Source organism: Verrucomicrobiia bacterium, from assembly GCA_036405135.1.
Taxonomy (GTDB): Bacteria; Verrucomicrobiota; Verrucomicrobiia; order Limisphaerales; family JAEYXS01; genus JAEYXS01.
Genome location: DASWYF010000050.1, coordinates 1 through 11,770, shown reverse-complemented (window position 1 = coordinate 11,770; position 11,770 = coordinate 1). Strand labels below are relative to the sequence as shown.

The 11,770-nt window shown below is 56.3% G+C and carries 11 protein-coding genes; 9 read left to right on the top strand and 2 right to left on the bottom strand.

Features of this window, described 5'->3' with window-relative positions; genetic code table 11:
- The first annotated feature begins 280 nt into the window (after positions 1-280).
- From sufT to VGH19_23790, 8 genes are read left to right on the top strand one after another with little or no spacing between them, the layout of a single operon-like run.
- Positions 281-817, top strand: a complete 537-nt coding sequence (gene sufT / locus VGH19_23825; GenBank protein HEY1174415.1) for a putative Fe-S cluster assembly protein SufT — start codon at positions 281-283, stop codon at positions 815-817.
- Positions 818-823: 6 nt separating this feature from the next.
- A complete protein-coding gene (locus VGH19_23820) occupies positions 824-2,098 on the top strand; it encodes an NAD(P)/FAD-dependent oxidoreductase (GenBank protein ID HEY1174414.1) in 1,275 nt (424 codons plus the stop codon).
- Between the two features lie 23 nt (positions 2,099-2,121).
- Entirely contained in the window at positions 2,122-2,571 is a 450-nt protein-coding gene (locus VGH19_23815) for a hypothetical protein (GenBank protein HEY1174413.1), read from the top strand.
- Positions 2,568-5,834: an MMPL family transporter gene (locus VGH19_23810; GenBank protein ID HEY1174412.1), complete on the top strand. Its 3,267-nt coding sequence runs from the start codon at positions 2,568-2,570 to the stop codon at positions 5,832-5,834. Before VGH19_23815 ends, VGH19_23810 begins: the two co-directional genes overlap by 4 nt.
- Complete coding sequence (locus tag VGH19_23805) at positions 5,792-6,472, top strand: outer membrane lipoprotein carrier protein LolA (GenBank protein HEY1174411.1); 681 nt, start codon at positions 5,792-5,794, stop codon at positions 6,470-6,472. The genes VGH19_23810 and VGH19_23805 overlap by 43 nt, the downstream gene beginning before the upstream one ends.
- Positions 6,469-6,909 carry a 3-hydroxyacyl-ACP dehydratase FabZ family protein gene (locus VGH19_23800; GenBank protein ID HEY1174410.1) on the top strand — a complete coding sequence of 147 codons (441 nt, stop codon included), beginning with the start codon at positions 6,469-6,471 and terminating at the stop codon, positions 6,907-6,909. Before VGH19_23805 ends, VGH19_23800 begins: the two co-directional genes overlap by 4 nt.
- A gap of 36 nt (positions 6,910-6,945) precedes the next feature.
- Complete coding sequence (locus tag VGH19_23795) at positions 6,946-7,449, top strand: hypothetical protein (protein HEY1174409.1); 504 nt, start codon at positions 6,946-6,948, stop codon at positions 7,447-7,449.
- A 15-nt stretch (positions 7,450-7,464) separates the two neighbouring features.
- Positions 7,465-9,762: a GAF domain-containing protein gene (locus tag VGH19_23790; GenBank protein HEY1174408.1), complete on the top strand. Its 2,298-nt coding sequence runs from the start codon at positions 7,465-7,467 to the stop codon at positions 9,760-9,762.
- Positions 9,763-9,807: 45 nt separating this feature from the next.
- Here the strand turns inward: VGH19_23790 and VGH19_23785 are convergent, their stop codons facing one another.
- Complete coding sequence (locus VGH19_23785) at positions 9,808-10,311, bottom strand: hypothetical protein (protein HEY1174407.1); 504 nt, start codon at positions 10,309-10,311, stop codon at positions 9,808-9,810.
- A gap of 25 nt (positions 10,312-10,336) precedes the next feature.
- Positions 10,337-10,981 (bottom strand): leucine-rich repeat domain-containing protein, encoded by a 645-nt coding sequence (locus VGH19_23780; GenBank protein HEY1174406.1) that lies wholly within the window; start codon positions 10,979-10,981, stop codon positions 10,337-10,339.
- Between the two features lie 258 nt (positions 10,982-11,239).
- Between VGH19_23780 and VGH19_23775 the strand changes: the two genes are divergently transcribed.
- Positions 11,240-11,770, top strand: a 531-nt coding sequence (locus tag VGH19_23775; protein HEY1174405.1) for a helix-turn-helix domain-containing protein, incomplete at its 3' end; no start/stop codon positions are given.

Genomic DNA, 11,770 nt, shown 5'->3' with positions numbered 1-11,770 from the left:
CTTCCAAATGCAGGTCATCAAGGAACTGGACCTGCGTGAAAATCAAACCCAACCAGTTCCTAAAACCTGATGCACTGGCCAACTCAAAATGTGTCCACCATGTCCCCGCACACCTGTCCACCATCTCTCCAGTCTTTACACTCCCGCGGGAGAAGGAGAGAGCATCTTCAGAGTCTGATCAATTAAGTGCCATTGGCTTATGGATATTGCTGCGGGTCGGAGACCCGCGCTCCGAAAACTTCGCGCTTTGAAGTTGTGGTTCTTGAGCTATCTTCCTCGCATGCACGAAGTAACGACGGTTCAGCTCAAGCGGGATTGCGAGGCGGTCCAGATCCCGGCAGGTAATGTAGTGACGTTGCCACACGGGCTGGAAGTGGATATCACCCAGACACTGGGCGGTAGCATCACGGTGCGCGGGCATGGCGGTTTGTTCCGCATCGCACCAAAGGATGCCGATGCGCTCGGAATGTCGATGGACGCGCAAGCGGTCGATGCGAATGCTGAATTGAGCGAGCCGATGATATGGGAGGCGCTCAAGACCTGTTACGATCCGGAGATTCCCGTGAATATTGTGGATCTTGGGTTAGTATATGACATGGCTACGGAGAAGCTGGAGAATGGAAACAGCAAGGTCTTCGTGAAGATGACGCTGACGGCGCCGGGTTGCGGCATGGGGCCGACCATCGCGCGGGATGCGCAGCAGAAACTTTTACTCCTGCCGAAGGTGGAGGATGCAGTTGTGGAGATCGTGTGGGATCCGCCGTGGCATCAATCCATGATCACAGAGGATGGGCGTCGTATCTTGGGAATCGAATAAAAGTGCATGTCGTCAGCAACACCCATGTCGTCGGAGCCGTATGATGTGATCATCATCGGCGGTGGACCCGGTGGAAGCAGTTCCGCCTGTTACCTGCGGCAATCGGGGATCAAGGTGCTGGTATTGGAGAAGGAACATTTTCCCCGGTTTCACATCGGCGAATCCTTGCTGCCGTACAATCGACGAATCTTTGAAGAGATCGGAGTGCAGAAGAAACTGGAAGAGGCGGGTTTCCTGAGAAAGTTCGGAGCGCAGTTTCATTTGGGCAATGGTTCGAAGGGGACCAAGTTTGTTTTCCGGGAAGGGAAATTCAATCGTTTCTCTGAAGCCATCCAGGTGGAACGCGCTACTTTTGATCATGTGCTCTTGAAACATGCGGCGGAGATGGGCGCAGAGGTGCGCCATGGGTGGACGGTGAAACAGGTGGAGCAGGGCAGTGCGGAGGCGACGGTACAGGCGGTTTCTGATAAGGGAGAGACGGTGACCTTCAAGAGCCGTTATATCATTGATGCCAGCGGTCGTGGTAACATGACGGGGAATCAAGAAGGCATCCGTGAGGTGCATCCGCGGTTGAAGAAGCTCGCGGTGTTCGGACATTTCAAGGGCGTGAAGCGGGACATGGGACCGAAGGAGACGGACACCATCATCGTGCGTTTGGATAATAAATGGTTCTGGATCATTCCTATCTCGAAAGAGAAAACGAGTGTGGGTTGTGTGATGGATAATTCAGAATATTCATCGCTGAAGATGACTCCGGCTGAGGTGTTCCAGAAGTATGTGGACTCCAGCCTGACGATGCGTCAGCACATGGGTGATGCGGAATTGTGCGGTGAGATCCGTACGACGAGTGATTTCTCCTATCGCAACAAACGTTTTTACGGGCCGCGCCTGTTGCGCGTGGGGGATGCCGCGGGCTTCTTGGATCCGATCTTTTCTGCGGGTGTCTATCTGGCGATGTTCAGTGGCAAGCTCGCGGCGCAGGCAATGATTGAGACGTTACGGAAGAACGATGACCCGATAACGCGCTTCAAGGCTTACGAAGAGAGGGTCTTCTATGCCATGCGGTTTTACTGGCAGATGGTGGAGAATTTTTACACGACGCCGTTCATGGAAGTGTTCTTAGAACCGCGGGGACGTTTCAGCCTGCCAGCAGCGGTGAATGCGGTGCTCGCGGGTGAACTGGAAGGCGGCTGGGCGATGCGCTGGCGGTTGGCGATATTCTTCTTCATCGTGAGAACGCAGGCCCGCTTTGCGCTGCTCCCACGTATCTCTTTTCAATGAGTTTTGAGCGGCAGTCTTTGTTTATGCGTTTCAGCATCGCTTTGGTGGCGTTGCTGCTGCTGTCTGGTTGTCGTACGCCTTCGCCGTTTGCGCCGGTGGATTTGAGCCAAGCGGGATGGACACAGCGGCAATATCAGGTGGTGTGGCAGGCGAAGCCGGAGGCTAATGAGATGGTTTGTGATGTGCTGGAGGCGCGGCATCCATCAGGGAAAACATTTCTGCAAGTGAGCAAGACGCCGCTGATCCTGGCGACGGTGCAGTCGGAAGGAACTCGATGGTGGGTGGAGTATGGGCCGCGTCCGCGTTACGGGAAAGGCGATGTGCTGCCAAATGACGCGACGCATCTGTGGTTATTGATCGCGTTGCAGAAGAAGGAAGCGACGGCGCTCAAGATTGAGAAACTTCCAAGCGGGGCTGCGCGGTGGACGAATCTGAAGACGGGTGAGCGTATCGAAGGGGTGCCTGCGCCATGAGCTTTCGCAAGTGGGTGTTGATTGCGTTCGCTGTGCTGGCGGTCATCGGCTTGAGCCGTCTGCGGATGGATGTGGATGTGCTGAACTTGCTGCCGAGTGATTTGCCGGTGGTGCAGGGACTGCGCACGCATCAACAGCATTTCGCCAATGCCCGGGAGCTGGTCATCACGCTGAAGTCACCGGATGCTGGAGTGAGCGAAGATGCGGCGCGGTCGTTGGCGCACACGCTGCGAGGGAATACGAATCTCATCGGGAGGGCGATCTGGCAACCACCGTGGCAGGAGGATCCGCTGGGGGCAGCCGAACTGGTGGCGTATCTGTGGCTGAACTCGGATTCCAATGCGGTGCAGAAACTGGAGGAGCGTTTTCAGCCGGATAAATTATCAGCGCATCTGGACAAGGTGCGTGAAGGATTGGCGACTTCGTTCTCACCTGAGAGCGTGGCGCGGAGCAGTTATGATCCGCTGGATTTGTTGAACGTTTCATCAGGTGATCTTTCACCGGATGATCTGGGCTCGAACCAGTTGTTTGCTTCGGCGGATGGGACGTTCCGATTGTTGCATGTCGATCCGGCGACGCCGCTGAAGGATTATCATCAGGCGACGCGGTGGCTCGAAGAGGTGAGATCGGTCATTCGTGATTGGGTGCAATCGGATTCGGCATATACGGAAGTGGAGGTGAGATTGACGGGCGGGCCGGCGTTCATGTCGGAGATCGCGAACAGCATGGAGACGGACATGCGACAGTCGATGCCGGGGTCGCTGGCGTTGATCGCGGTGGTGTTTCTCATCGCGCATCGGCGGTTGAAGCCGTTGTTGTGGCTGGTGTTGTTGCTGGCGGCGAATGTGATTTTGACGATGGCGATCGGTGGATTGCTGTTCGGACGCATGAATGTGGTGAGCTTGGGGTTTGCGGCGATCCTCTTCGGGATGGTGGTGGATTTTGCGCTGGTGCTGTATCAGGAGGGCATCGCTTCGGGGAAATCACCGGATGAATTGCGAGCGGAGATCGCTCCGGGGATCTGGTGGTCGGGCATCTCTACGGCGGCTGCGTTTGCGTCGTTGAACTTCGGTGGGTTGCCGGGCTTGGCGCAGTTGGGAACGCTGGTGGCAGCGGGAATTCTTACGGGTGCGTGGCTGGTGCTGCATTATTTTCCGAAGGTCATTCCAAGGGCTCAAGGAGAAGGAACACCTGAGGCAGGGCATGGGGTTAAGACTGCGCCGGGTGACAGTCAGTTCCTGCGGTTTGGATTCATCTCGGGTTTGATCGCTTTGGTAGCAGCGGCGGTGATTTTGCAGATGGAGGGGCAACCGGGATTGACGGCGAGTTCAGAGCCGCTGCGTCCTCGTGACAGCGGGGCGTATGATGCGATGGATCAGCTCAAGCACGAGCTGGGACGCACGAATGAACCGGTGCTGCTGGTCTTAAGCGGTGAGACGGATGCGCAAGTGGCAGAGAGATTGCAGCAGGCGAACAAAACGTTGCATGAGTTGCGTGAGATGGGGTTGGTGAAGGATGCGTTACTTCCGATCACGCTCTGGCCGCAACCATCGCTGATCGCGGCGAACCGGGAACGGTTGAAGGCATTGGCGGCGGATTCGGAGCGGGTGCAACAGGCATTTCAGAAGGCGGGTTTTGCCGGGAACGCTTTCAAGGTGACGGAGGTGATGCTGCGTTATTGGGGTGCGCAGGGGAGTGAGTTGCGATTGCCGAGTGGTCCGACGGCGACGTGGATTTTAGAGCAGGTCGTCGTGCGGCGGGAGAAGGAGCATTATGCCATGGGCATCATCACGCCGGCGAAGAGCGGGGATGAGGTGATGCTGGAGATCAATCGTGCGCTGGATGGTGAGGGAGCGAGGGTGGCGGGGTGGGAGTTGCTGGGTATCTCGATTTTGAAGCATGTGCAGGAGCGGTTCATCTGGGTGATGCTGCCTTGTTCCATTCTGCTGGTGACATCGCTCTGGATGGCATTTCGCCGATGGAGTGAGGTTTTGTTGAGTATCAGTACTTTGCTCGTAAGCGGATTCTTAATGCTGGCATTCATGCGGCTGTTTGGGTGGCAATGGAATCTGCTGAACTTGATGGCGTTGCCGTTGTTGCTGGGGTCGGCGGAGGATTACAGCATTCATTTGCAATTGGCGTTGCGACGTGCGCGTGGTGATTGGAAAGAGACGTGGCATAGTACGGGCAAGGCGGTGCTGTTGTGTTCGTCAACGACGATCATCGGGTTTGGGTCGCTGGCGTTTTCGCGCAATGCGGGATTGGCGAGCTTGGGGCAGGTGTGCTCGCTGGGCATCGTGTGTGCAATCGCGGTGTCGCTGCTGCTGCTGCCGCGAATGTGGCAGATCTGTGCGGGGCCGATGGAGGAGAAACCGGCGAAGGCACCATCGAAGCTTTATCGAGTGGGTTGGTGGAAGGCGGGATTGTGGCTGGGCAAGAATCTGCCGGAAGGTTTGGTGAGTCTGGTGGCGCGCGTGTTATGCCGAGTTTATGCGAGGGTGAATGAGACGCGGTTGGGGATCGTGGAGCAGAATCTTAAGCCGTTGCTGGGAGCGAATGCGGTGAATGCGCGCGAGAAGGCGTTGAAGCTGTTCAGCAATTTCGGGCAGAAGCTGGTGGACTTGTGGCGGTATGAGAGTGGGGCGGACGTTAAAGGATTGTTCGGCGAATGGACTGGCTGGGAGCATTTTGAGAATGCGCAGAAGAAAGGCAAAGGTGTGCTGCTGGTGACGCCGCATTTGGGGAATTGGGAGTTTGGCGGGCCATTGCTGACGCAACGGGGAGTTAAATTACTGGTGCTGACGCAGGCGGAGCCGGGGGATGGGTTCACGGAGTTGCGGCAGCAATCGCGGGAGCGGTGGGGCATTGAGACATTGGTGGTGGGGCAGGATGCGTTTGCGTTTGTGGAGGTCATCAAGCGATTGCAGGAGGGGGCATCGGTGGCGTTGCTGATCGATAGACCGCCGAAGGGGACGGAGGTGGAGGTGGAGGTGTGCGGGCAGCCGTTCATGGCGTCCATCTCGGTGGCGGAGTTGGGGCGGGCGACGGGCTGTGCTATCTTGCCGACGGCGATCGTGCGTGATGGTGATATTTACGCAGCGCACATCCTGCCGGAGATGGCGTATTCGCGGGCTGAATTGAACAGCCGTGAGGTGCGTCAAAAGTTCACACAACAGTTACTGCGTGCCTTTGAGCCGCTCTTAAAACAATATCCCGAGCAATGGTATCACTTCGTTTCCATCTGGCCGTCGCGGCGTGGCTGATCGCCACCGTGGTGAATGCGGCGGAGCCGTCTGGCGATCTGCTGGACAAGTGGTTCGCGGCGCAACAGAAGCTGCAGACGTGGCGCGCGGACTTTGTGCAGACGCGCACGTTGAAGGCATTGAGCAATCCGCTGAGCACGCCGGGCAAGGCGATGTTCCAAGCGCCAAATGAGTTCCGTTGGGAACTGGGGCAACCGGCACAAACCATCGCTATCCGTGGGACGAATGAGATGGTGGTGTTGTATCCGAATCTTTCGCGGGCGGAGCGGTATCCGGTGAATGCGGAACAGGCGGGACGTTATAAAGATTTGCTGGTGCTTTTGGAGGCGGGATTTCCGCGGGATCGGAAATCACTGGAGACGAGTTTTCGCATCCTGAAGCAGACGACGGTGGAGGATCGGCATGAGGTGGTGTTGCAACCGCGTAGTGCGAATGCGAAGCGATTGATGCCGGAGCTGAAGCTCGCGTTTCGCGTGAATAATCTTTCGCTGACGAGCACGGAGATGGTGTTCAGCGATGGTTCCACGATGAAGACGGAGTTCAAACAGGCGGAGCAGAATCCGAAGCTGGAGGCGGGATTGTTTTCCACGGCGATTCCACAGGGGTATCAAGTCAACGATCCGATGAAATCACGATGAGCGACGATGTTTTGAAACGAGCGCTGGCGAGTCTGCCGCATGGGCCGGAGTTCCGGTTTGTGGACCGGCTGTTGTCACTGGAGCCGGGTCAGCGCGGCACTGGCGAGTACACGATGCGCGGGGATGAACCGTACTTGAAGGGGCATTTTCCGGGGATGCCGTTATTGCCGGGCGTGTTGCTCATTGAAGCGATCGCGCAGTTAGGAGGAACGGTGGCGCAATCGGATCCGAATATTCCACCGTTAGCGGGGCTGAAATTAACAGCGGTGCGGAATGCGAAGATTCTTGGAACAGCAGCGCCGGGGCAGACGGTTTTTCTGAGTGCGGAAGTGGTGGGCAGGATGGGGAACCTCATTCAGGCGCGAGGTGAAGCGTTGGTGGAGGGGCAGAGGGTGCTGGGGGTGGAGGTGACTTTGGCGGGAGAGAGCGTGAAGTAAGCAGGATGGGTGGAGGTGCCGTGGTATTTGCTTGCCATGCAGGCAGTTGGTGCGGATAAGGAAAGTATTCCACAACGCACGACCGCGAAGGTTACTCTTTTGGCGAATGATGCCACAGCCAGTTCGGCCACTGAGGCCGAGGATGCAGTCGAGTTGAAACGTCGTATCCATCAGCTCGAGCAGGAGATTTCTTCTCTTAAATTCGACCAGCATGAGGCCCAGCAGTTGGCCTTGGCGGAAAGCAATGCGGAGATGATCCAGCTTCGGAAAACTATCCAAGCACTGAGGGATGAGATGGATGCGGTGCATTTCGACAAGCAGCAGGCGGTGCAAGCAGCGGTCGCAGCGGCGCATGCGGAGATACATCAATTGCAAGAGACGGTGCATCAGTTGCGCGTGGTGCTGGATGATGCGCAGCACGAGAAGCAGCAGGCGGTGCAGCAGGCGCTGGCGTCTTCGCGAGCGGAGACGGAGCAATTAAAGATGACCGTGCAGGCATTGAGGGACCAATTGGATCAAGCAGCCAAGCAGCATCATTGAAAACCGGATCGACGTATGGGAAAAGCAAAGGGGAAAAAGCAGCCGGTGATAGCGGGACTCGAGGGCATCGTGAACTCCGAGGACCGGTTGCGGCATCTGGAGATGCTGCTGAGCATCAGCCAGCAAGTCTCGGTCATTGAGACGCTGGATGAAGTGCTGCAAGTGCTGGTGCGATTGAGTGTGGAGCAGACAGGGGCGGAACGGGGCACGCTTTTTCTAAACGATCCGCAGACGGATGAATTGTATTCGCGCGTGGCGTTGGGAAATGTGAGCCGGGAGATACGGCTGCTGAACACACATGGTGTCGCTGGTTTCGTCTATTCGCATGGAGAAGGGGTGATCATCCAGGATGCGTATGCGGATGAGCGGTTTGATCGCACCTTCGACAAACAGACGGGCTTTCGTACGCGGAGCATGCTGGCGGCACCGGTGAAGACGGCCAAGGGTGAGGTCATCGGGGTGATGCAGATGTTGAATCGCAAGGAAGGCCAGTTCACGGAGTTTGATCTAGGCTTGCTGGAAGCCATCACAGGGCAGGCGGCGATCACGTTGCAGAGTCATCAGCAATCAGAGCGATTGCAGCGTTCCCGAGCGCAGGAATTGGAGTTTTTGGATGTCGTCTCGGATGTAGCATCGGAACTGGAGCTTGGCCCGCTGCTGCAGAAGATCATGGGCGAGGCGAGGCGCATGTTGAAGGCGGATCGCGCGACGTTGTTTCTGCACGATGACAAGACGGGTGAATTGTGGTCGGAGGTGGGCACCGGACTGAACAGTACGCAGATACGTTTTCCGGATCATTTGGGCATTGCAGGAGCGGTGTTCATCTCAGGGAAATCGATCAATATTCCGTATGCCTATGCGGATCTGCGGTTCAATCCGGGTTTTGACAAGAAGACAGGTTATTTTACGCGTAGCATCCTGTGTGTGCCGGTGATCAACAAGCAGGGCAAGGCGATCGGGGCGGTGCAGGCGCTGAACAAGACGGGCGGGGTCTTCACTACGGAGGATGAAACGAGATTACGGGCGTTCAGTGCGCGCATCTCGCTGGCTTTGGAAAATGCGAAGCTCTTCGCGGATATCCAGAGCATGAAGAATTACAATGAGAGCATGCTGGAGAGTATGTCTAATGGGGTGATCACGCTGGACGATGGCGGGCGCATCATCACGTGCAACCGGGCGGGGTATCGCATTCTGGGGACGGAGGCGCGGGAGACGTTGGGGAAAGCTGCAGCGGATTTCTTCACCACGCAGAACAACTGGTTACTGGAGAAGATCGAGCGAGTGGAAAAGACGGAGGCGGTGGAAACTGCAGTGGATGCTGAACTCACGCGCCAGGGCGAGGTGCGTTCAGTGAATGCCACGGTGTTGCCGCTTTTCAACATGGAGCATAAGCGGCTGGGCACAATGTTGATGATCGAGGACATCAGTTCGGAGAAGCGGATGAAGTCCACGATGACGCGTTACATGGACCCGGCGCTGGCGGACAAACTTCTTGCTGGTGGTGGCAATATTGATGAAGGACGTAATGCGGTGGTGACAGTATTGTTCGCAGATATTCGCAACTTCACGAGTCTGACAGAAAAGTTGGGGGCGCAGGGGACGGTGAATCTGTTGAACGAATATTTTGAGATCATGGTGGAGTGCATCCAGCGCGAGGGCGGGATGTTGGATAAATTCATCGGGGATGCGCTGATGGCTGGGTTTGGAACGCTGGTAGCGCATGAGGATGATGAGGATCGCGGGATGAGGGCGGCGATCGAGATGATCCGGGAACTGGAGCGTTTTAACAAAGGGCGGATTGAAAGAGGAGAAAGGCCGATTGAGATTGGCATTGGACTGAACACGGATCGAGTGGTGGCGGGGCCGATCGGGTCGGCGCGGAGACAGGATTACACGATGATCGGTGATGGTGTGAACCTCGCGGCGCGGCTGGAGAGCGCGTGCAAGCAGTATCACGCACAGATATTGATCAGTGAATTCACGATGCGTAAGTTGCGGGGGAAGTATCGGCTGCGAGAGGTGGATCGAGTCGTCGTGAAGGGCAAGAGCGAACCGGTGGCGGTGTATGAGGTGCTGGATTTTCACACGGCAGAAACGTTTCCGAACATGGACGCGGTGGTGGAGAATTTTAATCGAGGGCTGATGCTGTATCGACGGGGAGATTGGGACAAGGCGTTGCAGGCGTTTGAGAGCGCGTATGAATTGAACAAGGAAGATCGTATATGCCTGGTGTATGCGGAGCGGTGTCGGAAATTGAAGGCGGAGCCGCCGCCGGATGATTGGACGGGAGTTTGGGTGATGAGGGAGAAGTAGGGGATTATAAAACCACAGAATACGCGGAATACACAGAAAGGGAAATTACCAACCGAGGCTGGTGAAATAGCCGCGATAGAGCATGAGTAGGCCGCAAAGGGATGCGATAATCGTAAATGCGATGCCGAATTGCGTGTCGGGTTTGTTTGACGATTGAAGTTTGAGGCCAAGGGCAAACAAGATTGGAGTGATCAAGTATTGGAGGAGGCCGAAGGAGGAGACGAATACGAGGAAATCGTCATCTAATTCCTGCAGCTTCAAATTCTTTTGAAAACGGGTTTCAATTTCTGCTGTTTGCTGTGGAGTGAAGGAAGCGTCCTTTGGCAGGTTGTGGTCGGTTCGGTATTTACGTTCCATCATTTCTTTCAAACCGGAGGGGCTGCCGAAATAGCGCCATTTGCCTGAATCGGGCGGGACCGGAAGCTTCGTAGTATAGGGTTGGGCATTGAACCACTCAATGCGGAGGGCGGTGAAGAGACAGAGGGCGGACAGGAACAGACCAAGGTAAATGGTCCAATGGCGGTAGAGGTGATGGGTGACGGGATGCATTAAAAGCGGATAGGGTGTGAAGTGTTCAGTATGTCACCATTGTCTTAGGGAGTGCTTTTTCTATGTCGCGCGCGGCTGGTTTGCTGATCTTGGTGTCGTCCAGCCATAATTCTTTCAGGGCGGGAAGGTTTTTGAGAATTGGAGCGGATTGGTCGGTGATTTGGGTGTTGCATAACTGGAGGTGTTGCAACTTTTTCAGATCTTTCAAATGAAGCATGCCGGTGTCATCCAGTGAGGTGGCCTGAATGCTGAGCAGGGTCAGGTTTTTCAGGCTGCCGATATGAGCATAGCCTTGGCTCGTAACGGTGCGGTTACCCCATAGAACCAGCAGGGTAATTTTAGGGAGTTTGGAAATAGCGGCCATGGTTTCATCAGTAGGGCTTTCTCCTCCTTCAAAGATGACATAGTCCACCTGATGAAACATGTCCTTCCATTCGGGACCGATCAGTCTTTGCAGCCAAGGGGGCACCCATGTGTGCGGAGCCAAGCCTTGAGGGTTGTTGTAATTTTCATAATCGTAACCGAAGCGGCCGCCGGCATCGCGGATGGCCTGGATGGCGGCGCGGTGTTCGTTTTGCGTGGAGGCATAGTAAAAACCGAAGCCGAGGAGCAGCAGGGCAAGGATCAGCACACCAACCAGACGCGATCGTTTAGTGAAATTGAGCCGCATGGTTTGGAGGGTGAGTCATGGCATCCTGGTGGGGGAAATTAGGGGATGGGACGAGATGCTGCAACAGGAAGAATAAGGGGGACGTGAGGGGCGCAGCAGGCCACTGCCCCCGAAGCGAGTGAACCAGGAGAAAGGGAAAGCCCGGCACCCCTCACCCCGGCCCTCTCCCCTCCAAGGGTGTATGGACTGGGTACAAGGTGGACAGGTGTGCGGAGACATGGTGGACACATGGAAGAGGTGTGGGAGTGTGTCGTAAATATGCCATGGCCTGTGAAAGACCTGATGAGTGTGCGACTTGAGTTTGTGAGTTTAGCCAGCCAGCCGGAAGCCAATGTGCGGCAGTTATGTCGCCGGTTCGAGATCAGTCCTACCGTGGGTTACAAGTGGCTGGAGCGTTATGAAAAGGGCGGAGTTGAAGCGTTGGCCAACCAGTCACGGCGGCCGCTAAGAAGCCCCGGCCAGACCAGCCAGGAGATGGCGGACAAGGTGGTGGCCCTGCGGCAGGCGCATCCGGCCTGGGGTGCCCGCAAACTGCGGCGGCGTTTGCAGGATTTAGGCGTCACGGAACTGCCCGCCACGAGCACGATCACCGGCATCTTGCATCGTCACGGGCTGATCAGCCCGGCGCAGAGTCTGGCGGCCCAGCCGTATCAACGGTTTGAGCGGAGTGCGCCCAACCAGTTGTGGCAGGTGGATTTCAAAGGGGATTTTCCGCTGGCCCAAGGGCGGTGTCATCCGCTGTGTTCGGTGGATGACCACTCGCGTTACAATGTGCTGTTGGCAGCCTGT